Raw genomic sequence first — 24,386 nt, forward strand, 5'->3', positions numbered from 1 at the left:
AAAAGGTTGAAGCGCTCTCAGCGCTTCTGGTTGGGCAGAGCGCCGGCGCGCTTGTCGGCCTCGAGCGACAGGATGACGTCGGCATAGGCTTCCTGCCGGGCAACGCTCCAGTAGCGCAGTTCATCAAGCGGTATGTGCTTGCCGCTGATCGCGCAGATCACGTAGGAGCCCGGAGCGAGGATCTGGAAATCGCCGTCGAGATAGCGGACCTTCGCCTCCCGGTTCCCATGTCCCTCGAAAAGATTCATCGCAGTCGCTCTCCTGACGCCTATCGCATATGTGCTGCTCGCATAAAAGTCGCGGCGCTGCAGTCACCAACCTGCCATACTCCGGCGGACGGCACATTTCCAGTTTTTTCAGCTCCTGCCGAACAGCCGTTCGATATCGGACAGCTTCAATTCGATATAGGTCGGCCGGCCGTGGTTGCACTGGCCGGAGCCGGGCGTCGCCTCCATTTGCCGGAGCAGGGCGTTCATCTCCTCGGGCCTCAGCCGCCGGCCGGAGCGCACCGATCCGTGGCAAGCCATTGTCGCCGCGACATGTTCGAGCTTGGCGCCAAGTCCCGACGCCGTGTCCCATTCGGCAATTTCGTCGGCAAGCTGGCGGACCAGTCCCTGCGCATCGACCTCGCCGAGCATCGCCGGCGTCTCTCGCACGGCGATCGCCCCCGGGCCAAAGCGCTCGATCGCCAGCCCGAGATCGGACAATCCGTCCGCATGCATCATCAGCCGGTCGCAGTCCTCCTCGGGCAAGTCGATGATTTCCGGGATGAGCAACACCTGCGACGGCATGCGTTTGGCATGCAGCGCCTTGCGCATCTCCTCGAACACCAGCCGCTCATGCGCCGCGTGCTGGTCGACGATGACAAGCCCGTTCTCGGTCTGGGCGATGATATAGTTCTCGTGGATCTGTGCACGGGCAGCACCCAGCGGAAACTGCGCCGGTTCGGGCTGGGGTTGCTGCTGGCGCTCAAAGACGGTATCTGCCCGCGCCGTCGGCATCGTCAATCCGTCGAACGACGCCTGCGGCCGCTCGGCCATGCCGAAACCGCCTGACGTTGCTGCCTCATATTGATAGGGCCGCGAAGGCGAGGTTTCCGCCGTCCAGATGCCGCCCGCCGATGACGTGCGATAGCCCGGCTGGAAACCTGGCCGAAATGCTCGCATCATGCCGTCGGCACCGGTCGTCGACGCACGGTCGCCGTCCCGGGCGAGCGCCTCGCGGATGGCGCCGACGATCAGTCCACGCACCAGGCCGGGATCGCGAAAGCGCACGTCGGATTTTGCGGGGTGGACATTGACGTCGACCAGCGCCGGATCGAGCGTGATCGACAGCACCGCGACGGGATAGCGTCCTGATGGGATTGTCTCCGCATAGGCGCCCCGGATCGCCGAAAGCACCTGCTTGTCCTGCACCGGCCGTCCGTTGACGAAAGCATATTGATGCGCCGAGTTACCTCGGTTGAAGGTCGGAACGCCGGCAAAACCGGTCAGCCGCACATCTTCGCGCGTCGCGTCGAGCGCGATGGCATTGTCCTTGAAGTCCCGCCCGAGCACCTGCGCCATCCGGGCGAGATGATCGTCGCCGGTAGAGGCGAATTCGAGGGTCGAGCGGTCGCTGCCGGACAGCACGAAGCGCACATACGGAAAGGCGATCGCCATGCGCTTGACGACTTCGGTGATTGCTGCCGCCTCGGCCTTTTCGGTCTTGAGGAATTTCAGCCGCGCCGGTGTCGCGAAGAACAGGTCGCGCACCTCGACGATCGTGCCGGCATTGGCCGCCGCGGGGCGAAAATGCAGCACCTTGCCGCCGGCAACCGCAATCTCGGCCCCGCCGTCGCCATCCGCCCGCCTGCTGGAGATCGACAAGCGTGCAACGGACCCGATCGAGGGGAGCGCCTCGCCGCGAAAACCGAGCGTGCGGATGTCGTCGAGGGTGTCGGAGATTTTCGACGTGCAGTGGCGGCGGACAGCCAGTTCGAGATCGGCGTGGTTCATGCCGGCGCCATTGTCGCTGACCCTGAGCAGCGCCTTGCCGCCTCCCGCCGTCGCGATCTCGATTCGGGTCGCGCCGGCGTCGATGGCGTTCTCGATCAGCTCCTTGGCAGCACTCGCCGGCCGCTCGATGACTTCACCGGCGGCGATCTGGTTGATGAGTGTCTCGGAGAGCTGTCTGATGGCCATGGTGCATTTTCGAGGATTCGCGGAGCTGAGGGAAGAGCAAACCGGGCTGCCTGGCCGGATACCACCCGATTATTGCTGTTGCCGTTGATTAATCTCGCTTTAAGACAAAAATGGCACTTTGCATCACTATCTACTTGGAATGATCGCAGGCAGTGCGCTCGCACGCTTACGGCCCGTGGCGGAAAGCTGGATGCCGCCACATCCACGGCCGGTACTAGCCTGTTTCAAGTCTCCGTCCCAGCATGCGCCTCATAATTCTGTCCCGGGCAATAGCGCCCTGGGGCCTACGCATGTGATACCGGATAGATGTGGAAATCCAACGAATGACCGCCGGTATTGAGGAGGCAACTCTGTCATTGATGCATGGAGACATGTCTCCCGACGAGAATCTGCAGGCGGCCCTGTTCGACGCGGTTTGCGATGGGCTTTCCACTGCCGTCGTCGTCTATGACAAGAATGATCTCGTGCTGTTCGCCAGCCGCCAGGTCCTGAATTTCTTTCCGATCCCACCACAATTCCTCCGCCCATCGACGCGTCTGCGGGATTTTCTCGGCGCCATCTTCGACACCGGTATCCGCCAGAGCGACGCGCAGGCGCAGGCCGCCGGATCGGTCACTCGCGAGGACTGGGTCTCGCAGAAGATCGCCACGCACTGGCGCGAACGTTTTGATAGCAGCGAGCGATACGGCGTTGATCGCTGGGTCCGGTTCGTCAAGCGCCGTCTCCCGACCGGCTTTGGCGTCTGCATCATCTCCGACATATCAGAGGAGAAGAAGCGCGAGGAGCAATGGCGCATCGACCTCGAACGAGTGCAATTGACCGAGGATATTCTCGACCACCTGCCGTTTCCGCTCTTCGTCAAGGATCGGAACATGACCTATGTCGCGGTCAACAAGGCGTTCTGCGACAAGTACCAGACGGCCCCCGACGAGATACTCGGGCGCAAGGGTGCGGACCTCTTTTCATCAGATGTCGCCAGCCGCTTTGAGGAGAGCGATCGCCATGTGATCGAGACCGGCGAAATGTCGATCTCCCGTCAGCGGCAGATTTCCCGCAATGGCGTCGAGCGCGACATCGTCACCCGCAAGCTCCGTATCGGCAAGCCGGGCCGCTATTTCCTCGTCGCCAGCACGCAGGACCTGCCGAAGGACGGCATGGATATCGACGAGTTCGCCCTGGCATCAGAGATCAAGACATCTGGCGACCTGTCCTATAAGCGCGCCTATGTTCCCGTCTCTGCATTGCAGGCCGCAGCCCGCAAGCCGACGCCGATGGAGACGTTCGTCCCCGAGAATTTCTCCGGTCGCAAGATATTGGTGGTAACCGCCGATCTGGCTGCTGAGTCCGCCGCGATGAAGATGCTCGCCAAATACGGTTTCGAGGCGTGCTCCGTACGCGACGAGAACGAGCAGGCTGCCTTTCTGGACATCGCCAGCGCTCACGGCATAAAGATCGACCTTGTTGTCGCCGATAACCAGATTGGAAAACGCTGTATCGAACTGGCCGAACGCAAGAATGTCCCCGCCTTGCTGCTCGACGGTTTTCAATTGGCAAACGAGCTCACCTTCCGGATAGCCCGCCACTTCAATCGCAGCCTGCGCGGCAGCGATGAGGGAACGGATGCCGGCGCCCATGGCGATCAAACTGACTGGCCGATCGCCGAAAGAAGCGAAGCGGGCAATATCCAGGTCCTGGTCGCCGAAGACAACGACATAAACCAGATCGTGTTTTCGCAGATCCTGGAGGGATTGGGATACCGCTACAAGATTGCCGCCAGCGGCGACGAGGCGGTGCAGATGTGGGCTGAGCATCGCCCCGAGATCGTCCTCATGGATATCTCGCTGCCCGGGATCAACGGCTTCGAGGCAGCAAGGCTGATCCGCGGGATGGAAGAGGGAAGCGGAACGAAGACGCCGATCATCGGGGTTTTGACCCAGGCTTTCGAGCGGGATCGCAGCGAATGCATGGCCGCCGGCATGAATGGGGTCATTCTGAAACCCGTCAGCCCCGACATACTGGAAACGGTCTTTCAAAAATACATGGGCGACAATCGCAGCGAGCTGGATAAACGCGCCGTTTAGCCGGTCAACCCCCTAATTTTAGTGCAATATTTGGGGTCTCTAACGTCATCCCTGCTATCCCTTTTTTAAGACTTGACCGCCATTCTTTCCGCAAGGTGGGAGACAATGTCGGGACTGATAATGAAATTGCCGGAAGTACCGCTTACGCAAGTCAGTCAGAACGAGCTGCAGGCGATGGCTTATACAGATCCGCTGACCGGACTGGGCAATCGCTATCGAATGCGCGACAAGGTGCGGCTCCTCTCTGCCGAGCGCGCCAGCGATCCTGCACCGTTCACGATCGGCATCGCCAATCTCGACGCCTTCAAGCCAATCAACGATCTGTTCGGCGCCGAGGCGGGCGACGAAATCCTCTGCCAGGTCGCCCACCGCCTCAAGGCCTGCATTCCCGACGGCGCCATCGTCACGCGTCACGAGGGCGATGAGTTCGCCTTCGTGCTGCCGCTGGTCTTCGAGCGCGTCGGCGCCGAGAAATTCGGCCAGATGATCCGCGAGGTCCTGTCGGCGCCCTACGATCTCGGCGACCGCAATGTGCGGCTCTCGGCTTCGTTCGGCTTTTCGATCTACCCCTTTGCCGGCGATGAATTCGACAACCTGCTGAAGAGCGCCGAGACCGCGCTTTATCGCTCGAAGCGCCGCGGCCGCGGGCAGATCACCGTCTATTCGAAAGAGATCGCCCAGGAAATGAAGCGCGCCACGCAGCTCGAACAGGCGCTGCGCAATGCAATCATCTCCGATGCCATCGACGTGCATTTTCAGCCGATCGTTTCGCTCGCGACGAACATGGCCGTCGGCTTCGAGGCGCTCGCCCGCTGGAATGATTCCGACCTTGGTTTCGTCTCGCCGGCAGTCTTCGTGCCGCTGGCGGAAGAGCGCGGCTTCATCGACGCTCTGTCGGAGACACTCCTGCGCAAGGCGGCCGAGGCCGCACTGTCCTGGCCGCGCGAGCTCTTCCTCTCCTTCAACCTGTCGTCGGCACAGCTGATGGATCCCGGCACCAGCGGCAGCATTCTCGCCATTCTCAGCCGTGTCGGCTTCGATCCGCACCGTCTCGAACTCGAGATCACCGAGACGGCGGTCATGAGTTCGGCCGACACCGCCCATCGCATCATCGGCGACCTGCGTGCTGCGGGCGTTCGCATCTCGCTCGACGACTTCGGCACAGGCCAGTCGAGCCTCGGGCGTCTGCGCGAATTCATTTTCGACAAGGTGAAGATCGACCAGGCCTTCGTCTCTCGGATCAATTCCGACCGTGCGTCGGAGCACATCATCAAGGCAATCCTTGCCATGTGCGAAGGGTTGGATCTGCAGGTCGTCGCCGAAGGCATCGAGGAGAGCACCCAGGCGGCCAAGCTTCGCGCGCTCGGCTGTGGCATGGGGCAGGGCTATTTTTACGGCCGACCCGTCGACGGCCTGGCGACGCTGCGTTTTCTCCAGGAAAACTACTACGAGCAGGGCGAGCGGATCTCAGCCTGACCGGTTTGCGGCAATTGCAGAATCTTCCCAATACGGCGCATGATGGCCACTCCGCGACGCAAGCGGACCTCGCCTCGGGCTAGTTGCTTGGCGATGATGCTGCGCATCGTGACGCGCCCGCACCGAACGGAAGACCGATCTCATGGCCAATTCAAGAGACCCGCTGCTGCAGCCCTATCAGCTGAAGCACCTGACGCTGAAAAACCGCATCATGTCGACGGCGCACGAACCGGCCTATTCGGAAAACGGCATGCCGACCGATCGCTACAGGCTCTATCACCGCGAAAAGGCCAAGGGCGGCATCGCGCTGACCATGACCGCCGGATCGGCGGTCGTATCGCCGGATAGCCCGCCATCCTTCGGCAATCTGCATGCCTATGACGATGCGATCGTCCCCTGGCTGAAGGCACTCACCGAGGACTGTCACGAATACGGTGCGGCGGTGATGATCCAGCTGACCCATCTCGGCCGGCGGACCGGCTGGAACAAGGGGGCGTGGCTGCCGGTTCTGTCGGCGTCGCCCATTCGGGAACCGGCTCATCGGGCCTTCCCGAAGGAAGCGGAAGACTGGGACATCGAGCGCATCGTCGGCGATTACGTCAGCGCTGCCGAGCGCATGCAGGCCGCCGGTCTCGACGGCATCGAGTTCGAAGCCTACGGCCACCTGATGGATGGCTTCTGGTCGCCCGCCACCAACCACCGCGAGGACGAATTCGGCGGCTCGCTGGAAAACCGCATGCGCTTCTCCACCATGGTCACCGAGGCCGTTCGCAAGGCCGTCGGCCCGGACTTCATCGTCGGCATCCGCCTCGTTGCCGACGAAGACTGGGAAAAGGGCCTATCGCGCGAGGAGGGCGTCGAAATTGCAAGACGGCTGGCCTCGTCCGGCCAGATCGATTTCCTCAACGTCATCCGCGGCCACATCGACCACGATGCCTCCTTGAACGAGGTCATACCGATCCAGGGCATGCCGGCATCGCCGCATCTCGACTTTGCCGGCGAGGTTCGCGCCGCCACGAAATTTCCGGTCTTCCATGCGGCCCGCATCGCCGACGTCGCAACCGCACGCCATGCGATTGCCGAAGGCAAGCTCGACATGGTCGGCATGACCAGGGCCCATATCGCCGATCCGCACATCGTACGGAAGATCATCGCCGGGCAGGAAGCGCGCATCCGCCCCTGCGTCGGCGCGACCTACTGTCTCGATCGCATCTACGAAGGCGGCGAGGCTCTCTGTATTCACAATGCGGCCACCAGCCGCGAGGCGGAATTGCCGCATGATATCGAGAAGGCCGAACGAGCGCGAAAGGCTGTCGTTGTCGGCGCCGGCCCGGCAGGGCTGGAGGCAGCACGGGTCCTTGCTGAGCGCGGCCATCATGTCGATGTACTGGAGGCGACCAGCCAGGCCGGCGGTCAGATCAATCTGCTGATACGCAATCCCCGCCGCAAGGAGATGATCGGCATCGTCGACTGGCGGTTGGCCGAGTTGGAGCGCCTGGGCGTCACGATCCACTACGACGTCTACGCCGGCGCAGACGATGTGCTCGCCTTTGAGCCGGATCTGGTCGTCGTCGCCACCGGAGGCATCGCGCAGTCGCCGGAACTCGATGCCGGAGAAGAACTCGTGACCTCCAGCTGGGATATTCTGGCCGGCGCGGTCAAGCCGGAAGGCTCGGTGCTGCTGTTCGACGACAACGGCGGCCATCCCGGCATGTCCGCCGCCGAGGTCATCGCCAATACAGGCGCTGAACTCGAAGTCGTCTCACCCGAGCGCTTCTTCGCGCCCGAAATGGGCGGCATGAACCATGTTCCGTATGCGCGCACCTTCGCCGAAAGGAATGTGCGCGTCACCATCAACACACGCCTGAAGTCGGTTCGCCGCGAAGGCAATGGCCTGGTCGCCGTTCTCGGCTCGGATTTCTCCGAGAAGACCGAAGCCGAGAGGCGGGTGTCGCAGGTCGTGGTCGAACACGGCACGATGGCCAACGCCGATCTCTATCTCGAACTCAAGCCCTCTTCGCGCAATCTTGGTGCCGTCGATTACGCAGCACTCATCCGCCGGCAGTCTCCAATAAGCGAAAGAAATCCGGACGGACGCTTCGACCTCTTCCGGATTGGCGATGCCGTCTCGAGCCGCAACGTCCATGCGGCAATCTATGACGCTCTGCGTTACTGCTCGCTGCTCTGAAAATCGGACAAAGCAAAACGGCGGCGTGTGGGACGCCGCCGTTTCTGCCTTCTCAGGCAATCGGATGCTTTTTAGTTGTTGGTCGTGGAACCCGTCGACGTATTATCCGTCGCCGGTGCCACGCCCGCACCCGAGTTGGTGGGAGCCTTCTCCGCCGACTGCATGGCGAGCGTCTTGAATTCAGGCGCTGCCTTCAGCGTGTCGACCGTCTCCGAAGTCGTCAGCTTGACGCTGCCGTCCTGCGTGTTCTGGGCGAGCGTCACACTGCTGATCGGAACGGCGACGTTCTTCTGGCCGATGCCGAGGAAGCCACCGACGCCGATGACTGCGGCGACGATGCCGCCCTGCTTTTCCATGATCAGGTCGTTGACCTCGCCGATGCTCTCGTTGTTGCCGTTATAGACCGACTGGCCGATATAGGTGTTGGCGCTGATCTGATCCGGGGATTGCTGGGTCAGATACGAGCCTGATGCAGCAGCGTTGGTGGTTGCTGCCGGAGCGGTTGCCGACGTGGCCGGTGCCGTCTTCATGGCCGGAGCGCTGTTGTCCGCCGGCTGTGTCGCACTCTGCGCAAAAGCTGCCGGAGCGAAAACGGATGCTGTCGCAAAGATTGCACCCGCAGCGGCTGTGGTGAACATTTTAGCGGTCATAATGAACCTACCTTTCATTCGATCGGCTTATCCCCGACACGTGCGGCGCCTCTTTCAGACTGACCATCGTCGTGCCGGTTCGAAGAGGAAATGACCGGCGGTGCAATTGGTTCCGAATAAAATCGCGGAAAAGTGAACGGATTTCGATTGATTCGCATCCGGAAAGATATGAATCGAGGGCGGAAGCTCGTGCTGGAAAAAACCGGGATGGCAGCGGAATCAAGGTTTCGCTGCCATCAATTGGAAAGCTTCAGATTGCAAACGCGGGATCGAACAACCCCTTGACCGTGATGCCCAGTTCCATCAGTGCACCTGCTTGCGGTTGCATCGAGCGGGCGCTTTCGTCGAGACCTTCCCATGCCGTGGTGACCACGAGCCGGTCGGCATTCCGGCCGATGAAGGCAGGGCAGGAGGGCTGCATTGCCGGCACGCGATAGCGCTCGATGCGCAAACCGTCCGGGCTGTAGCGATCGACGAAGCCGGAGCCCCAGCGCGCATTCCAGATATAGCCATCGGCATCGCAGACGGAACCATCTATCCCGCCGGCATCCTCCATGCTGTCCACGAGAACCGTCGGTTCCCCGGCCGGGAGCCCCGTCGCGGGATCGACCAGCACCCGCATCAGGCGGCTGATCCTCGTGTCGGTGAAATAGCCGAACGAGCCATCGGGAGAGAAGCAGATCGAATTCGGAATGCTGATACCGTCGAAGATCTTGGTCACGCGGCCGCTGGCGACGTGATAGATCGCGCCAGCCTGCATTTCGGCGCGCTTGCCCATGGTGCTGATCCATAGTGCGCCCGAAATATGCGTGCGTCCGTCGTTGGAACGGTTTTCCGGCTTGTCTGCCTCGAGCGCTGCATAGAAGGTGAGGGCGCCGGTGGCGATGTCGCGGATGAAGAGCCCTTCCTCCGTCGCCAGCAGCTGGCGCTCGGCGTCGACGCGCGCCAGCACGCTTGCCATCATCGGCAGGTTATGAACGTCCTTCTTTCCCGTTTCGAGATTGAGCTCGTGCAATTCTCTTCCGAGGATGTTGAACCACCAGACCGTGTCCGTGTCCGGATCGTAGGTTGGCCCTTCGCCGAGCACGGATGCAGTGTTGCAAAGAATCTTGCCCTGGAAGTCGTGGATGTCGGTCATTCGCCTCAGGCTCCTATCGCCGCGTCATAGGCGTAGATGGTCACCTTGGCGCGCTCGGCAACCTCTGCCGCCGTCATTCCGGGCTTATAGAGGCTGGTTCCAAGACCGAAGGCGAGGATGCCGGCTTTGGTGTAGTCGGCAAAATTCTTGTCCGAAACGCCACCGACGGCAGCGATCACCAGCTCCGGCGGCAGGATGGCGCGGATGGCGGTGATGCCGGACGCGCCAAGCGCACCTGCTGGGAAAAACTTGAGGCCTGTGGCGCCGGCGCGGGCGGCGGACAACGCTTCCGTCGCCGTGAAGACGCCGGGCATCGTCACCATGCCGAGGTCCCGGCCACGGCTGATCACATCAGGCTCGACGTTCGGTGTCACCAGCAGCTTGCCGCCTGCGGCGTCGAGCCGATCGACGTCCTCGACGGTCAGCACGGTGCCGGCACCGATCAGGCAGTCGGCCGGTGCCATCTTCACTGCCATCCCGATCGAACGGAACGCGTCGGGCGAGTTCAGCGGAATTTCGATCGCGGTCAGGCCGCTTTCGATCAGCGCTGCGACAACGCCTTCGGTTTCCTCGGGCTTGATGCCGCGCAGGATGGCGATCAGCGGGCGCTTCATCTGTGGGAAGGGAGTGCGGGTCATGCGCTTTTTCTTTCGTCGTTCTGCCAGATGGCCTTGGCCGCGGCAGAAAGTCCGCGGCGGACGGCCGCGTCGGCGTCGATGGTTTGATAGGATAGGGACAAGGTGCGGAATGCTGTTTCGTAAAGAGCCTGCAGGCGGCCGGAAGCGACCAGCGTGATCGCGGCTTCCTTGCCGGCGCTGGAAAGCGCGCCTGCGATCTCGGCGCCGATCAACGTTCCGGAAATGCGCGCCTGCGCGCCGGCGGCGGTCAGGCCGTGCAGCAGCTGCCCGGCGCGTGCGCCGAATATCAGGCTGGTGGCAAGCGCCGGCTGCCCGAATGCGGCCTTCACCGCCGCGTCGAACGCATCGGGGTCGGCAGACATCGCGTCGGCGCCGGCGACAGCATGCGACAGGATGCTGTGCCTGGTGATGACGTCGAAGAGTTCGCCGGTCATGAAGGTCGAAAAGCCTGTGACCGCACCGTCGACGACGCGAACCCATTTCGAGTGGGTCCCCGGCATGCAGACGATCTGCTCGCCCTTCGCATCGGCAGCGATCGCGCCCAGAAGCTGCGTCTCCTCGCCCCGCATGACATCGGGAGCCTCCTTGGATCGCTGCGCCAGACCCGGAAGAATGCGAACGTCGCGTTTCTGTCCCGGCACCGAGACCGCGCCTGTCAGGATCGCTGACAACGAGGTCGGCGTGTCTATGTAGCCGGCCTCGACCCAGCCCTGCCGGGCGCCGGCCATGCCGCAGATGATGACCGGAATATCATCCGGAGCGGAGAGGGCGGCCAGATGCGACTGCAGTACCTCGGGAAAGCCGGTGCTCGCCGCCGTCGTCATGCCTTCGCCGCTTCGCCGTTCGTCGAGAACGCTGCCATCCTCGCCGATCAGCCACAGCCTGAAGCTGCTCGTGCCCCAGTCCACCGCTGCATATGCGGGTATTCCCATCAGAAAATGCCTCCGTCCACGATAATTGATTGTGCTGTGATGCTGGCTGAACTGTCGGACGCCAGAAATAATACCGGGCCGACAAGGTCCTCGGCTTTCAGGACGCGCTTGAGGCATTGTCTCTCGACGGTCTTCGCGATGCTTTCATCCGTCAGCCAGAGCTCTTTTTGCCGATCCGTGACGATCATGCCGGGAAGGACGGTGTTGACGCGGATATTCTCCGGTCCCAGCCGTCCGGCCATGCTCTTGGTAAGCCCGATGATGCCGGCCTTGGCGGTTGCGTAAACCGTGACATCAGGCTTGTTCATCATGAAGATGACCGAAGACATGTTGATGATCGAGCCACCGCCGGCAGCACGCATCAGCGGCGCGATCCCTTGCGATACGAAGAACATCTGCTTGAGATTGATCGCCTGGCTGTTGTCCCAGTAGCTCTCGGTGATGGTGTCGAAATCGTGCCTGTCGTCCCAACCGGCATTGTTGACCAGCACGCGGATCGCGTCGAAATCCGATTCGATCGCTGCGACGGTGCTGCGAACCGAGGCGACATCGCGAAGATCGGTGTGGTAGAAGGATACCGGATGCGCCGATGTTTCCGAAAGCCGCTTGGCAAGCGCACGACCTTCCGTCTCGGCGATATCGCAGAAGGCAACCTTCGCACCCTGTTGCGCGAACCCTTCGACCAGCGCCGCGCCGATGCCTGAGCTACCACCCGTTACGAGGACGGCACGATCTTTCAAGTCTGAAAACTGTGCTGAGGGCTGGGCCACGTCGATCTCCCTTTTCGCGACCGAGGATTCGATCTCAAAGTTCCATTATCTGGAACTGAATTTGACTATGTGGAATTATCGGGTTAGGCTGAATGTCTGTCAAGCGCAGGCCGGCATCCGGCAAGCCCACAGTGGAGCATTCAGTTGAACGAAGGGCAAGGCAAGATCATGGCAGGCGCGGGCCGGACCCGGGACACCGGAACGCTCGGCAAGCTGATGACGCTGCTGGATATGGTAGCCTTGTCGGATGACGCGATGCGATTTACCGACATATTGGCACGTTCGGATCAGCCGCGGGGAACCCTGCACCGGCAACTGACGCATCTGGTCGAGGAAGGCCTGCTCGAGACCGACCGCGAGGGCCGCTATCTCACGGGTATCCGTCTCCTGCACCTGGCTTCGCATAGCTGGGCGCGCAATCAGTTTCGAAACCTCGCCGAGCCGCATCTGCGCAGGCTGCAGGAGCAGACCGGCGAAACAGTGCATCTTGGCGTGCTGCGCGGAGCGGAAGTCATCTATCTCGACAAGGTCGAGGGACGCCAGTCCGTGCGGATGTATTCGCAGATCGGCAATGCCTCACCAGCCTATTGCACCGGCGTCGGCAAGGCGGCGCTGTCGACCTTGGACGACCTGAGCCTGCAACGTCTCGTCGACACCCTGGATTTCCATCCCTTCACCGAACACACGCACCTGTCCGCCGCCTCTCTGCTGGCCGATATCGCTGCCACGAGGCTGCGCGGCCACACCTTCGATCACGAGGAGCATGAGCGCGGAATATGCTGCGTCGCCGCGCCGATCCGCTCGGCCGACCATGACGTGCTTGCGGGAGTCTCGGTCACAGGTCCCGCCTACAGGCTGACGGCCGAAAGGCTTGAGGAATGCGCGCCGCTGGTGCGCGCGGCAGCCGCAGCCATCACCGTCGATTTGCGCGCCCGTTTGGGACCACGAGGTTAAGTTCGGCCGACCGTCATCAGGATTTCACTTGAGATGACGACTGTCGCTTTGCGCGGTCGTATTTTAAGCGTCTTTCTGGACTTGAGAATCTCGGCAGAATTGACATTCTTTCCTAACGTTTGCCGTAAGGTTAAGATACAACCGGAAGGCCGTATTTCGCGGCATGCAACGTGGCGCTTCAATGTCCGGGCAGCAAGGCGAATAGAAGCGACTCCTGAGAGTGAAGAAGACGAACGATGGTTTTGTTGGATCAGACTGCAAAGGCGCCCCCTGCCGAGAGTTGGATCGCGGAAATTGCCACCTTCAAGACGCAGTTCGACGTCTTCCGCGTCATGAAACGGTTGACGGAAGCCTATGGCTGCCGCGCGTTCATGGTGATGAACCTGCCCCCTCGCACCTCTCTCGATTTGCAGAGCAATTCCATCATAAACAACTGGCCGACCGAACTGCTCTCGGCTTACGATCAGGAGGGCCTGCTGCCGAACGACGCCGTCATCCGGCGCATTCGCAGTTCGACGGTGCCGTTTTTCCGCGACGAGATGCAGCTGGATGTGCGACGGGACGACGGTAAGAGCCAGGTGCTCACCACACTGTTCCAGCGTTTCCATATGTTCCGGTCAGCGTTCTTCCCGACCCATGATGCATCCGGAAATCGTGGCGTGGTGCTATTTTCCGGGGACCGCCAGCCATTTACATCTGAAGAGATGAGGGATCTTTCCTACATCTCGATCCACGTGTTCGATCGGCTGGCTGAAATCCGCAATTTGGACGCTCGTATTGCCGAAACGCTCAATGACCGAGAGATCGATTGCCTGACCTGGACGGCGGCCGGCAAGACCAGTTCGGAAATTGCCGAGATTCTCGGATTGTCCGAGCACACCGTCAATCACTACCTGAACAAGGCGACTAAAAAGCTCGATACGGTCAACCGTACGCAAGCGGTTGCGAAGGCCCTGCGCGTCGGGTTGATCAAGTAGGCGGCGCCTAAAACGTCGCCAGTCGAGTGCCTGGAATTTGTGCGCTGGTCACAAGCTGTGCAACAGGTCTTTATCGCGCTCGCGCCGGCCTCTAAATTAAGCAATTGTAAACATTCAACATTTCAAAACCGCGTCAAGCTGGCACGTTTTCTGCATTTTAATTTGCAGAGGTCCAGAGGGAACTTAAAACAGCGTCAACTTAAATGACGCGAAAACGCAACGCCGTCGCCGACTTGTGTCTCTGTCTTCTCCCGGCAGGATCATCGGCGGCGGCGATTGTGTCTTCGGCATCGTCGCGATTTCGCTATGAAACATGGCCTCGGCGATCCCCATCATCTCCCTTGTTCGCAAGCAGCCGATCAAAAACCTATCCAAAAATTGGCGGCGGGCCTTGGCAGGCGCGAATGAAGGTCTATGACTGCAGGAAGTCAGTAAGGGAGATTTCGCGCGATGACCGACGTCACCAAGGAACAGGTTCTGGACACTCTGAAGACCGTTCGGGGTCCCGACCTGGAACATAATATCGTCGAACTCGGCATGGTCTCGGATGTTTTCATATCGGATGCCAAGGTCTATTTTTCGATCACGGTGCCCGCCGAGCGAGCCAAGCAGCTCGAGCCTTTGCGTCAGGCCGCCGAACGCGTCGTCAAGGAAATGCCTGGTGTCAAAGGTGCATTGGTGACGCTCACTGCCGACAAGAAGGCGAGTGCGGGCGCCCAGCCTGTCCCGAGCCCGGCAGCACAGCCGTCGCATTCTCATTCGCATCCTCATCCCCACCCGCATGCGCCGGCGCAGCCTCCTCGTGCCGCGAAGATCGGCGTGCCCGGTATCGGCGCCATCATCGCCGTCGCCTCCGGCAAGGGCGGCGTCGGCAAGTCGACGACTGCTGTCAATCTTGCGCTCGGCATGCTCGCCAACGGCCTCAGGGTCGGAATCCTCGATGCCGACATCTACGGCCCATCCATGCCGCGCCTCTTGAAGATCTCCGGCAAGCCGAAGCAGATCGAAGGCCGGATCATCGTGCCGATGGAAAATTACGGCCTGAAGGTCATGTCGATGGGCTTCCTCGTCGATGAGGAGACCGCAATGATCTGGCGTGGTCCGATGGTGCAGTCTGCGCTGCTGCAGATGCTGCGCGAGGTTGCCTGGGGCGAGCTCGACGTGCTGGTGGTCGATATGCCTCCGGGCACCGGCGACGCGCAGCTGACCATGGCCCAGCAGGTGCCGCTCGCTGGCGCCGTCATCGTCTCGACGCCGCAGGACCTGGCGCTGATCGACGCCCGCAAGGGGCTCAACATGTTCCGCAAGGTCGAAGTGCCTGTCCTCGGCATCGTCGAGAACATGAGCTATTTCATCGCCCCGGACACCGGTGCCCGCTACGATATCTTCGGCCATGGCGGCGCCCGCACCGAGGCCGAGCGCATCGGCGTGCCGTTCCTCGGCGAAGTGCCGCTGACAATCAATATCCGCGAGACCTCCGACGCCGGAACGCCCGTTGTCGTCTCGGATCCTGACGGGGCCATGGCCGCGATCTACAAGGACATCGCCACCAGGGTCTGGGAGCAGGTCCAGGGTTCGCCACAACGCGCGGCGCCGGCAATCGTGTTTGACTGAACTGCCATGACGTTACCTGCGATGCCGCCTGGATTGCCTTGGCCGCAGCGTGTGCTATGACTTTGCTGCATTGCAGGGCTGCGATCAAAGCGCGCATTGAGAGGGTATGGCTTGATTCTTTGCGGGCTTTGCTGCATATGCCCCGCCGGCGTTGTTTTTAGTCGGACATGCTTGATGATGACCGCCGTCTGATGATAACCTTAGGTTGCTCCAGCACGTGAGGCGTCTTATCGGCTGGCGGATTGATATTGCAGTGCAGCACAGCATGGACACGCAAACCCTAGGCATCAGCGGGAAGCGCGCCGGAGTTTTATGAGCTTTTCTCAGTCGCTGAAATCGGGATCGCAAGCAATGCGCATGACGCGCCACAACTATCGCTATGCGCTAAGCCACCTGCCAGGCACGATCGAAACAATTTGGAGAGTGATCAAGTGATCACCGCCTATCGTTCCAACTGCACGTCGCTCGAATTGTCAGCTGTTACTGCTGCGAGCGACTTGCCCTCCGACGTCATCTGGATCGACATGGTCGAGCCGACGCGCGAGGAGGAGGATCATATCGAGAAGCTCCTCGGTATAGACGTTCCGACCCGCGACGACCTGAAGGACATCGAGCCCTCCAGCCGCTTCTACGTTGAAAAGGATGCCGTCTACATGACGGCATCGCTCGTCTGGAAAGTTGCTACCGACATTCCGACGCTCACCGACGTCGGCCTCATTCTTGTCGGCAATCGTCTGGTGACTATCCGTTACGCCAATCCGACATCATTTGCGCTGTTCGTGGCTGCATTGCACCGGATCCCGGCCGATATGCGAAGCGGCGCAGCGCTACTCGCCAAGCTGCTGGAAACGATCATCGACCGGACCGCGGAGGTGCTGGAGCAGGCCGTCGTGCGCATCGATATTCTTTCCACGCACGTCTTTGGCGAGAGGGCGAAGAAGGTGCGCCGTCCATCGAACTTTCTCGAGGAAAAGCTTCGGGACGTCGCCGGCTATCACCGCCTGATCAGCAAGGTGCGCGACAGCCTCATGTCCCTGTCACGGCTTCTGACCTTTCTGCACACGGTTCCGGCCGTCCAGCAGGACCACGATACCAAGGATCTCTGCCGAAATGTTTCGCGCGACATCCAGTCACTGTCCGAACATGCGTCCTTCATATCGGGCAACATCACCTTCCTGCTCGATGCTTCGCTCGGCCTGATCAACATCGAGCAGAACTCGATCATCAAGATATTCTCGATCGCATCTGTTGTCTTCCTGCCGCCGACGCTCGTCGCCTCGGTCTATGGCATGAACTTCCAGTTCATGCCTGAGTTGCATTCCCCGTTCGGCTATCCGCTATCGCTGCTCGTCATGGTGATTTCCGCCGTCGTTCCCTTTTTCTTTTTCCGATGGAAAGGCTGGCTCTGAGAGCCTAGTGATCCTGAATGGCCCACCTAACCCATCATTCTCCCCATGGGAAAATGAGCACGCGCAAGCTCTTCTACCTGGCCCTCGGGTCCGTTGGCGTCGTATACGGCGATATCGGAACGAGCCCGCTCTATGCCTTTCGCGAGGCGCTGAAGCCGGTGGCCGCAGACGGCCTGACGCGCGGCGAGGTCATCAGCCTAGTATCGCTGATGCTCTGGGCGCTGACGATTATCGTCACGTTGAAATATGTCCTTTTTCTGCTGCGCGCCGACAATGACGGCGAAGGCGGCACACTGTCGCTGCTGGCGCTTTTGATGAAGACGGCCAATGGCCACACCGCCATGCTGATGGTGATGGGATTGACCGGAGCGGCGCTGTTCCTCGGCGACGCCATGATCACGCCCGCTCTGTCCGTCCTGTCCGCCGTCGAGGGCCTGAAGCTGGTCACGCCGCAACTGTCACCTTATATCGTGCCGATTTCCGTGGCGATCCTGGCGTTTCTCTTCGCCATCCAGTCACGCGGGACGGGCGCCGTCGCCAAGTTCTTCGGCCCGATCACTGCGCTCTGGTTTCTCGTCATCGGTTTTGCCGGCCTGATGCATATTCCTGACGACTACGGCATCCTCGTCGCCTTCAATCCCTGGTACGCCGTCAATTTCCTGCTGCACGAAGGCTTCTTCGGCATCGTCGTCCTCGGCGCCGTCTTCCTGACCGTCACGGGCGCGGAGGCACTCTATGCCGATCTCGGCCATTTCGGACGCCGGCCGATCCAGTGGGCCTGGTTTGCCATCGTATTCCCTTCGCTGACGCTCAATTATCTCGGCCAGGGCGCGCTTGTACTGCGCGAGCCGCTGGCGATGTCCGATCCGTTTTTCCTGATGTACCCGCACTGGGCGCTGCTGCCGGTGGTCATCCTGGCCACGGCTGCGACGATCATTGCCAGCCAGGCGGTCATCACAGGCGCTTTCTCGCTGACGCGACAGGCCATCCACCTCGGCTTCCTGCCGCGCATGGAAATCCTGTTCACTTCGGAGACGAACACGGGGCAGATATTCCTGCCGTCGGTCAACACGCTGCTGTTCTTCGGCGTCATCTTCCTGGTGCTCAGCTTCCGCTCATCGGATTCGCTGGCAACCGCCTATGGCATCTCGGTCACCGGCGCGATGGTGGTGACCTCGATCATGGCCTTCGAATTCGTCCGTGTCCGCTGGAACTGGTCGCTGCCGGTGGCAATCACCGTTCTGCTGCCGCTGGTCCTGCTCGAACTGATCTTCCTCGGAGCCAATCTGCTGAAGATCCACGACGGTGGCTATATTCCGGTCATGATCGCCTCCGCCTTCATGATCGTCATGTGGACATGGCGCCGAGGCACCGCGATCCTGATGGAAAAGACCCGCCACACGGATATTCCGCTGCCGTCCTTTGTGAGCTCGATCGAGCGCAAGAGCGAGCATTCGCCGGCCGCCGTCCCCGGCACCGCGATCTTCCTCACCAGCGATCCGGAATCGGCTCCCGCCGCGCTGCTGCACAATCTGAAGCACAATCACGTCCTGCACGACAAGAACGTCATCTTGACGATCCGCACCATCAACAAGCCGCGCGTCGCCCATGATGATCGCTATACGGTCGAGAAAATCTCCGAACGTTTTTCCAAGGTCGAGCTCCGTTTCGGCTTCATGGAATCGCAGAACGTCTCGCAGGCGCTGGCGGCATTGCGCAAGACCGGCCTGAAGTTCGACATCATGTCGACGTCCTTCTATCTCGGGCGCCGCAAGCTGGTACCTGACGCCAAGTCCGGCATGCCGCATTGGCAGGACCGCCTTTTCATCGCGCTTGCCAACGCCGCGACCGACCCGTCGGATTATTTCCGCTTGCCCGCCAACCGCGTCGTCGAACTCGGGTCGCACGTCATTATTTGAGGCATCCTGCTGCTTCGCACAATATTCGGAGGCCTGGCGCATGGCGCCGGGCCTTTTCAATGATTGCCGGTACTCTTCTCATCACCTTGCGACGGCCGGAATTAACCATCCATCAAGGTTAATGGGACATTATCGACTCCCATGTTCCCGTGCCGTGGAGTCCGGTGTTGCGTCGCATGAAACGTCCCTCCCGCAAGTTCCCCTTGCTGCCTGAAAACTGGGTCTCGCCCGCGGTCTTCGGCCTTTGCGCCTGGCTGGTCCTCCCGACGGTTGCAGCCCATGCCGATCTTGCCGGAATGCTCGCCGGTCTGGACGAAGGCGCCGGAAGCTGGCGCATGGTGCTGACAAATTCGCCGGCCGGGTCCATCCATGAAGCGGAGCTTGCCTTCGGCAATGCCGGCAGCAGCGAAGGGAACACCTATAGCGGCGGCATGGTATTGCCCAATGGTCACCGCGTGGCGTTTCAGTCGAAGGAGAAGGGCAGCGACCCGAGGACCGACGAGGACAGGGTCAACCGCCGCGACAAGAAGGGCCGGATCGTCAGCGTCGAGCAGATGCAGCCGCCGAAGGATTTCACCGCCGGGTCGATCCTGCAGCGCACCACCCTGATCTTCCGGCCCGAGTTTGCCGTTCCGCAATCCGACCTGAAGAACAAGACCGCATTTGTGAAGGACCCGGCTGAGGCAGGGGACAATCGGATTCAGATGGCATCCGCCTTCTCCAAGGAGAAGCCGAGGGCGCCGGATGGCGGCGTTCCGCCGATCCTTGCAAGCCTTGTTACCAATGACGGCGCCGATTCACTGGCTGCCGCCTATGCGTCGCCGGCTCCGGACTACGCCACCACATCCCCCTTCGACTCGATTCTCACCAAGGAGCCCGATGATGGCGGTCGCTTCGTGCCGAAGATCGGGCCAAAGGATCACGCCTGGGCGGCCAGTGTCCTGCCGGCCGAAGTCTTCTCGCCGGACGAGCAGCAGTGCCTTGCCACCGGCATCTATTTCGAATCGCGCGGCGAATCGGTGAAGGGACAGGCCGCCGTCGCGCAGGTCATCCTCAATCGCGTCAGGAATCCCGCCTACCCGAAGACCATCTGCGGCGTCGTCTACCAGAACGAGGACTGGACAAACGCCTGCCAGTTTTCCTTCGCCTGCGACAAGATAAAGGACAAGGTGAATTCGCCTTACCACTGGCAGGTCGCCCGCCAGGTGGCGATGGCGGTTACCGCCGGCAAGATCTGGCTGCCCGAAGTCGGCTCCGCCACGCATTATCACGCCGTCTATGTCCGCCCCCGATGGGCCGCGGAAATGGTCAAGGTCGGCCGCATCGGCATGCACATCTTCTATAGAACCTACGGCGGCGGCTGGAGCTGATCCCCGCGGGCATGCCCAACCGGGCAAAGTCCTTTACGTCAGCATGTTATTTCGGCTAAAGCGCTGCGGGAATGCATCAGCCAAAGCGGATTATTTCGGCCCGTTTTTGGGCAACCCGGCCTATTTGAGATAAGTCTATGATTTGCCTTGGATAATTAATGGCTGGACATCTGACTTCTACGCCTTGACTATGCTTTTCTCGAAAACTATGTTGCGCGCGACTTCAAAACGGGCCGAAAGGTGAAAAACCTGCCGTTTGTTGCGCGTTCGCCGGGGTACGGGATTGCGGGCAATAAAAAGGCGAGGGGGATTACCATGACGGATGACCGGGACGAAAGTCTGGAAAAGCGACGGGCGCAGCTGGGGGCCGAATTGGAAACCCTGCGCACGGAGGTGGGAGAGGATGGACCCCGGGAGGTTCGCGCCGAAACTAGCCGCAGAGGCTATGCCGAGGCGATGAAGCTTTCGAGCGAGTTTATCGCTGCCATCATTGCCGGCGCTGTTTTGGGCTATCTCTTCGACCGTTTTGTCGGTACAGCGCCGTGGGGCATGATCGTTTTGCTACTTCTCGGATTCTGCGCCGGCGTGCTGAATGTCTTGCGTTCGGCGGGGATGGTTTCCGAACCGCCTTCCGCAGGCTCCGACAAAGGGCCCAACGCGGGCAAAGACTGACAGGGGAAGCATCGTCCGCCCGGACGTTGTAACCAGAGAAATGATCTCCGTCTCCGGACGGGTAAAGAAGAGAGACAAGCGGTGGCTAACGATCCGACCCATCAGTTCCTGATCCATAAGATTGTGCCGATCGAGGTCGGCGGAATTGATTTCTCGTTCACCAATGCATCGCTTTTCATGGTCGCTTCGGTCGCCATCGCCGCCGGCTTCCTTTATTTCTCCACCACCAATCGCGGCCTGATCCCGAGCCGTTCGCAGTCCTTGGCCGAGATGTCCTATGAGTTCATCGCCAATATGCTGAAGGAAGGCGCGGGCAAGCAGGGAATGAAGTTCTTCCCGATGGTGTTCTCGCTGTTCATGTTCGTCCTGACCGCGAACCTGCTCGGCATGGTCCCCTATTTCTATACCGTGACCAGCCAGATCATCGTCACTTTCGCGCTGGCGCTGTTCGTTATCCTCACCGTCATTATCTATGGCTTCTTCAAGCATGGTTTCGGCTTCTTCAAGCTGTTCGTGCCGCACGGCGTTCCGGTGGCCCTGTTGCCGCTGGTGGTGATCATCGAGATCATCTCCTTCCTGTCCCGGCCGATTTCTCTCTCCGTTCGTCTCTTCGCCAACATGCTGGCTGGCCATATCACGCTCAAGGTGTTCGCAGGCTTCGTCGCCTCGCTCGGAGCCCTTGGCGCGCTCGGCATCGGTGGTGCCATCCTTCCTCTCATCATGACCGTCGCCCTGACTGGTCTCGAGTTCCTCGTTGCCTTCCTCCAGGCTTACGTCTTTGCGGTGCTGACTTGCATGTACCTCAACGACGCGATCCATCCGGGTGGCCACTAAGGATACAGACATTGACGTCTCCAGGGCGTCAGTCATTCGCCGCAACAACCATTTCAAAGGAGTTCAACATGGACGCGGAAGCAGCAAAGTACATCGGTGCAGGCCTAGCTTGCTTTGGTATGGCCGGCACGGCTCTCGGCCTCGGCAACATCTTCGGCAGCTACCTCTCCGGCGCACTGCGCAATCCGTCTGCCGCTGACAGCCAGTTCGGCCGTCTGGTATTCGGCTTCGCCGTTACGGAAGCCTTGGGCATCTTCTCGCTGCTCATCGCTCTCCTTCTGCTCTTCGCCGTCTGATAACGGCGACTTGATGGATCACGGTCTGCAAGGCGCAGGCCGTGATCTTTCGTATTTGCAGGACACCTGGAGGTGAGCATGTTTGTGACCCCGGCTTATGCGGAAGACGCCGCGGCGACGACCGAGACAGGTCAGGCGGCCGCGCCCGCGACCGGCGGAACGAATACCGAAACGGGTGTGCCTTCGGAAGGTCACCACGGTCGCGTATTCCCGCCATTCGACCATACGACTTTTGCCTCCCAGCTTCTTTGGCTGGCAATCACATTCGGCATTTTCTACGTGCTCATGCAGAAGGTCCTGGTGCCCCGCATCGGCGGCATCCTGGAGACGCGGCATGCCCGCCTGGCACAGGATATCGACGAGGCTGCACGGTTGAAGGCCGAGGCAGACAATGCCGTCGAGACCTATGAGGCCGAACTCGCAGCTGCACGCGCCAAGGCAAATGCCATCGGCAATACTGCCCGCGACGCCGCCAAGGCGAAGGCCGAGGCCGATCGACGTGCCATCGAGGCAAGTCTTGCGGAAACAATCAAGGCGGCCGAGGCTCGCATCGCCGATGTCAAGACCAAGGCATTCGCCGACGTCGGTGCGATCGCCGAGGAGACGGCGTCAGCGGTTGTCGAACAGCTGATAGGCGGAACGGTCACCAAGACCGACATCGCCGCAGCGGTTGCGGCCGTAAACGTGAAGCGGGAGGGTTGATCCATGGAATTCGCATTGGACCAGACATTCTTCGCCTTTGTCGGCCTGCTGCTGTTTCTGGCGCTGGTCGTCTATCTCAAGGTTCCGGGCATGATGGCAAAGTCGCTTGACGACCGCGCCGACCAGATCCGCAACGAGTTGGCGGAAGCCAAGCGCCTGCGCGAGGAAGCCCAGCACCTGCTTGCTGAATACCAGCGCAAGCGCAAGGAAGCAGAAGCCGAGGCGGCGCACATCGTTGCCACGGCAGGACGCGAAGCCGAAATGCTGACCGCGGAAGCCAAGGCAAAGACGGAAGAATTCGTCGCCAATCGCACAGCTGTCTCCGAGCAGAAGATCAAGCTGGCGGAAACCGACGCGATCAAGGCTGTCCGCTCCGCCGCCGTCGACCTGGCAATCGCCGCTGCCGAGACAGTGCTCGCCAAGAAGGCAACAGCCAAGGTCCAGTCGGACCTCTTCAAGACCGCCGTCGGCGACGTGAAGTCCCGCCTCAACTAGGCAAGAAATCCCCACGACATTCGAGAGGCCGGGCATAGTCCCGGCCTTTTTCGTTATTCTGGGGGGCTGAGAGCTGGTTTCCCGTTCTCCCCGCCGGGGAGAAGGGGAGATGCCGCAATCTCTTCGTCACACCACAGCCTGAAGCTCATGCGGTAGAGGCGACAAGGGCCGACTCGCTCTATACTACTGCGGTGGGCGGCATCGTTTACACCCTCCCCTTGAGGGGGAGGGTCGGACCGCAGGTCCGGGGTGGGGTGATCCGTTGTGACACCCAAAGGTCACCCCCACCCGCGCATTCGCGCGACCTCCCTCATCAAGGGGGAGGTGAAGGCCAGGCTCTTTATGCCTCTTCCTTGCGCAGCGGTCGGAAGCTCATGCGGTGGAGGCGGCAGGGGCCGACGCGCTCGATGCTGCTGCGGTGGACGGCGGTGCCGTATCCCGCATGCATCTGAAAACCGTAGGCGGGAAAGACCAGGTGCGCCCGTGTCATCATCCGATCCCGCGTTACCTTGGCGACGATCGAGGCTGCGGCGATCGAGAACGAGCGCGCGTCCCCCTTGACCACCGCCTTGCCTGGGCAGGCGAGCCCGGGAGGAACGTCAAGCCCATCCGTCAGCACGTAGCTTGCTGGAATGGCAAGCCCGAGCACGGCACGACGCATGGCGTCGAGGCTTGCCTTGCGAATATCGGTCTCGTCGATCCGGGTAGCGCTTGACGAGGCAATGGCGACAGTCGCCGTTGCAATGATGATCTCGAACAACTGCTCTCGCCTCGCAGCCGACAGCAGCTTCGAATCGTTCAGTCCGTCAGGAATGCGATCGGGATCGAGAATGACGGCGGCCGCAACGACCGGCCCGGCCAAAGGCCCACGCCCCGCTTCGTCGGCGCCTGCTACAGGCCAATGCCCGGCCTTGCGCGCAGAAAGCTCAAGCGCGAAATCCGGTACGATCGGATCTTCGTCGAAAAGCAGAGGAGAATCGGGTGACGTGCGACGGGCCATGCGGCTGACCCTTGCACGCCACACCGATTTCCTGCAAGCCCCCGGGAACAGGGCGGCGGTCCGGGGGCAGTCCTGCAGATGGCTGGGG

Annotated in this window: 22 protein-coding genes; 14 read left to right on the plus strand and 8 right to left on the minus strand. The window is 61.0% G+C overall.

What is annotated here, in order from left to right; translation table 11 throughout:
• Positions 1 to 17 precede the first annotated feature (17 nt).
• Both CPY51_RS30850 and mutL read right to left on the minus strand, forming a co-directional pair.
• Positions 18 to 248 (minus strand): DUF2093 domain-containing protein, encoded by a 231-nt coding sequence (locus tag CPY51_RS30850; protein ID WP_111164173.1) that lies wholly within the window; start codon positions 246 to 248, stop codon positions 18 to 20.
• Between the two features lie 108 nt (positions 249 to 356).
• The gene (mutL, locus tag CPY51_RS30855) at positions 357 to 2,183 is read right to left on the minus strand and encodes a DNA mismatch repair endonuclease MutL (protein WP_111164174.1); all 1,827 of its coding nucleotides are present in this window, start codon (positions 2,181 to 2,183) and stop codon (positions 357 to 359) included.
• Positions 2,184 to 2,506: 323 nt separating this feature from the next.
• Here mutL and CPY51_RS30860 point away from each other — a divergent pair, with 323 nt between their 5' ends.
• From CPY51_RS30860 to CPY51_RS30870, 3 genes are all read left to right on the plus strand, one after another.
• Positions 2,507 to 4,264 carry a response regulator gene (locus tag CPY51_RS30860; protein ID WP_111164175.1) on the plus strand — a complete coding sequence of 586 codons (1,758 nt, stop codon included), beginning with the start codon at positions 2,507 to 2,509 and terminating at the stop codon, positions 4,262 to 4,264.
• A 120-nt stretch (positions 4,265 to 4,384) separates the two neighbouring features.
• A complete protein-coding gene (locus tag CPY51_RS30865) occupies positions 4,385 to 5,740 on the plus strand; it encodes a putative bifunctional diguanylate cyclase/phosphodiesterase (RefSeq protein WP_111164176.1) in 1,356 nt (451 codons plus the stop codon).
• 142 nt (positions 5,741 to 5,882) lie between these two features.
• Complete coding sequence (locus tag CPY51_RS30870) at positions 5,883 to 7,928, plus strand: NADH:flavin oxidoreductase (protein ID WP_111164177.1); 2,046 nt, start codon at positions 5,883 to 5,885, stop codon at positions 7,926 to 7,928.
• A gap of 71 nt (positions 7,929 to 7,999) precedes the next feature.
• Here the strand turns inward: CPY51_RS30870 and CPY51_RS30875 are convergent, their stop codons facing one another.
• The 5 genes from CPY51_RS30875 to CPY51_RS30895 form a co-directional block, all read right to left on the minus strand.
• On the minus strand, positions 8,000 to 8,578 hold the full coding sequence (locus CPY51_RS30875) for a PRC-barrel domain-containing protein (protein ID WP_111164178.1): 579 nt from the start codon (positions 8,576 to 8,578) through the stop codon (positions 8,000 to 8,002).
• Positions 8,579 to 8,828: 250 nt separating this feature from the next.
• Positions 8,829 to 9,716 carry an SMP-30/gluconolactonase/LRE family protein gene (locus tag CPY51_RS30880; RefSeq protein WP_111164179.1) on the minus strand — a complete coding sequence of 296 codons (888 nt, stop codon included), beginning with the start codon at positions 9,714 to 9,716 and terminating at the stop codon, positions 8,829 to 8,831.
• Positions 9,717 to 9,721: 5 nt separating this feature from the next.
• The gene (locus CPY51_RS30885; RefSeq protein ID WP_111164180.1) at positions 9,722 to 10,354 is read right to left on the minus strand and encodes a 2-dehydro-3-deoxy-6-phosphogalactonate aldolase; all 633 of its coding nucleotides are present in this window, start codon (positions 10,352 to 10,354) and stop codon (positions 9,722 to 9,724) included.
• Positions 10,351 to 11,286 (minus strand): 2-dehydro-3-deoxygalactonokinase, encoded by a 936-nt coding sequence (locus CPY51_RS30890; RefSeq protein WP_111164181.1) that lies wholly within the window; start codon positions 11,284 to 11,286, stop codon positions 10,351 to 10,353. Before CPY51_RS30890 ends, CPY51_RS30885 begins: the two co-directional genes overlap by 4 nt.
• Entirely contained in the window at positions 11,286 to 12,056 is a 771-nt protein-coding gene (locus CPY51_RS30895; RefSeq protein WP_111164182.1) for an SDR family NAD(P)-dependent oxidoreductase, read from the minus strand. The genes CPY51_RS30890 and CPY51_RS30895 overlap by 1 nt, the downstream gene beginning before the upstream one ends.
• Positions 12,057 to 12,224: 168 nt before the next feature.
• Between CPY51_RS30895 and CPY51_RS30900 the strand changes: the two genes are divergently transcribed.
• From CPY51_RS30900 to CPY51_RS30950, 11 genes are all read left to right on the plus strand, one after another.
• Entirely contained in the window at positions 12,225 to 13,010 is a 786-nt protein-coding gene (locus CPY51_RS30900; RefSeq protein WP_195909667.1) for an IclR family transcriptional regulator, read from the plus strand.
• A gap of 236 nt (positions 13,011 to 13,246) precedes the next feature.
• On the plus strand, positions 13,247 to 13,987 hold the full coding sequence (locus CPY51_RS30905) for a LuxR family transcriptional regulator (protein WP_111164183.1): 741 nt from the start codon (positions 13,247 to 13,249) through the stop codon (positions 13,985 to 13,987).
• Between the two features lie 450 nt (positions 13,988 to 14,437).
• Positions 14,438 to 15,601 (plus strand): Mrp/NBP35 family ATP-binding protein, encoded by a 1,164-nt coding sequence (locus CPY51_RS30910; protein ID WP_111164184.1) that lies wholly within the window; start codon positions 14,438 to 14,440, stop codon positions 15,599 to 15,601.
• 431 nt (positions 15,602 to 16,032) lie between these two features.
• Positions 16,033 to 17,010, plus strand: coding sequence for a magnesium transporter CorA family protein (locus tag CPY51_RS30915; RefSeq protein ID WP_111164185.1), 978 nt, complete (start codon positions 16,033 to 16,035; stop codon positions 17,008 to 17,010).
• A gap of 53 nt (positions 17,011 to 17,063) precedes the next feature.
• A complete protein-coding gene (locus CPY51_RS30920) occupies positions 17,064 to 18,929 on the plus strand; it encodes a potassium transporter Kup (RefSeq protein ID WP_111164186.1) in 1,866 nt (621 codons plus the stop codon).
• Positions 18,930 to 19,105: 176 nt separating this feature from the next.
• Positions 19,106 to 20,299, plus strand: a complete 1,194-nt coding sequence (locus CPY51_RS30925; RefSeq protein WP_195909666.1) for a cell wall hydrolase — start codon at positions 19,106 to 19,108, stop codon at positions 20,297 to 20,299.
• A 315-nt stretch (positions 20,300 to 20,614) separates the two neighbouring features.
• Complete coding sequence (locus tag CPY51_RS30930) at positions 20,615 to 20,971, plus strand: AtpZ/AtpI family protein (protein ID WP_111164188.1); 357 nt, start codon at positions 20,615 to 20,617, stop codon at positions 20,969 to 20,971.
• An 81-nt stretch (positions 20,972 to 21,052) separates the two neighbouring features.
• Complete coding sequence (locus tag CPY51_RS30935) at positions 21,053 to 21,805, plus strand: F0F1 ATP synthase subunit A (protein WP_111164189.1); 753 nt, start codon at positions 21,053 to 21,055, stop codon at positions 21,803 to 21,805.
• A gap of 68 nt (positions 21,806 to 21,873) precedes the next feature.
• Positions 21,874 to 22,101: a F0F1 ATP synthase subunit C gene (locus tag CPY51_RS30940; RefSeq protein ID WP_111164190.1), complete on the plus strand. Its 228-nt coding sequence runs from the start codon at positions 21,874 to 21,876 to the stop codon at positions 22,099 to 22,101.
• Between the two features lie 78 nt (positions 22,102 to 22,179).
• Positions 22,180 to 22,803, plus strand: coding sequence for a F0F1 ATP synthase subunit B (locus tag CPY51_RS30945; protein WP_111164191.1), 624 nt, complete (start codon positions 22,180 to 22,182; stop codon positions 22,801 to 22,803).
• Between the two features lie 3 nt (positions 22,804 to 22,806).
• Positions 22,807 to 23,298: a F0F1 ATP synthase subunit B gene (locus CPY51_RS30950; RefSeq protein WP_111164192.1), complete on the plus strand. Its 492-nt coding sequence runs from the start codon at positions 22,807 to 22,809 to the stop codon at positions 23,296 to 23,298.
• A gap of 340 nt (positions 23,299 to 23,638) precedes the next feature.
• Here CPY51_RS30950 and CPY51_RS30955 read toward each other — a convergent pair whose 3' ends face one another.
• Entirely contained in the window at positions 23,639 to 24,298 is a 660-nt protein-coding gene (locus CPY51_RS30955; protein WP_111164193.1) for a ribonuclease HII, read from the minus strand.
• Positions 24,299 to 24,386 lie beyond the last annotated feature (88 nt).

This window comes from Arminella tubonensis (assembly GCF_003240585.1).
GTDB lineage: Bacteria > Pseudomonadota > Alphaproteobacteria > Rhizobiales > Rhizobiaceae > Rhizobium > Rhizobium tubonense.

What these genes read in the sequence shown, in the direction of transcription:
- CPY51_RS30850 (WP_111164173.1), bottom strand. Translation starts at nt 248, where the DNA reads ATGAATCTTTTCGAGGGACATGGGAACCGGGAGGCGAAGGTCCGCTAT.
- mutL (WP_111164174.1), bottom strand. Translation starts at nt 2,183, where the DNA reads ATGGCCATCAGACAGCTCTCCGAGACACTCATCAACCAGATCGCCGCC.
- CPY51_RS30860 (WP_111164175.1), top strand. Translation starts at nt 2,507, where the DNA reads ATGACCGCCGGTATTGAGGAGGCAACTCTGTCATTGATGCATGGAGAC.
- CPY51_RS30865 (WP_111164176.1), top strand. Translation starts at nt 4,385, where the DNA reads ATGAAATTGCCGGAAGTACCGCTTACGCAAGTCAGTCAGAACGAGCTG.
- CPY51_RS30870 (WP_111164177.1), top strand. Translation starts at nt 5,883, where the DNA reads ATGGCCAATTCAAGAGACCCGCTGCTGCAGCCCTATCAGCTGAAGCAC.
- CPY51_RS30875 (WP_111164178.1), bottom strand. Translation starts at nt 8,578, where the DNA reads ATGACCGCTAAAATGTTCACCACAGCCGCTGCGGGTGCAATCTTTGCG.
- CPY51_RS30880 (WP_111164179.1), bottom strand. Translation starts at nt 9,716, where the DNA reads ATGACCGACATCCACGACTTCCAGGGCAAGATTCTTTGCAACACTGCA.
- CPY51_RS30885 (WP_111164180.1), bottom strand. Translation starts at nt 10,354, where the DNA reads ATGACCCGCACTCCCTTCCCACAGATGAAGCGCCCGCTGATCGCCATC.
- CPY51_RS30890 (WP_111164181.1), bottom strand. Translation starts at nt 11,286, where the DNA reads ATGGGAATACCCGCATATGCAGCGGTGGACTGGGGCACGAGCAGCTTC.
- CPY51_RS30900 (WP_195909667.1), top strand. Translation starts at nt 12,225, where the DNA reads ATGGCAGGCGCGGGCCGGACCCGGGACACCGGAACGCTCGGCAAGCTG.
- CPY51_RS30905 (WP_111164183.1), top strand. Translation starts at nt 13,247, where the DNA reads ATGGTTTTGTTGGATCAGACTGCAAAGGCGCCCCCTGCCGAGAGTTGG.
- CPY51_RS30910 (WP_111164184.1), top strand. Translation starts at nt 14,438, where the DNA reads ATGACCGACGTCACCAAGGAACAGGTTCTGGACACTCTGAAGACCGTT.
- CPY51_RS30920 (WP_111164186.1), top strand. Translation starts at nt 17,064, where the DNA reads ATGAGCACGCGCAAGCTCTTCTACCTGGCCCTCGGGTCCGTTGGCGTC.
- CPY51_RS30925 (WP_195909666.1), top strand. Translation starts at nt 19,106, where the DNA reads ATGAAACGTCCCTCCCGCAAGTTCCCCTTGCTGCCTGAAAACTGGGTC.
- CPY51_RS30930 (WP_111164188.1), top strand. Translation starts at nt 20,615, where the DNA reads ATGACGGATGACCGGGACGAAAGTCTGGAAAAGCGACGGGCGCAGCTG.
- CPY51_RS30940 (WP_111164190.1), top strand. Translation starts at nt 21,874, where the DNA reads ATGGACGCGGAAGCAGCAAAGTACATCGGTGCAGGCCTAGCTTGCTTT.
- CPY51_RS30945 (WP_111164191.1), top strand. Translation starts at nt 22,180, where the DNA reads ATGTTTGTGACCCCGGCTTATGCGGAAGACGCCGCGGCGACGACCGAG.
- CPY51_RS30950 (WP_111164192.1), top strand. Translation starts at nt 22,807, where the DNA reads ATGGAATTCGCATTGGACCAGACATTCTTCGCCTTTGTCGGCCTGCTG.
- CPY51_RS30955 (WP_111164193.1), bottom strand. Translation starts at nt 24,298, where the DNA reads ATGGCCCGTCGCACGTCACCCGATTCTCCTCTGCTTTTCGACGAAGAT.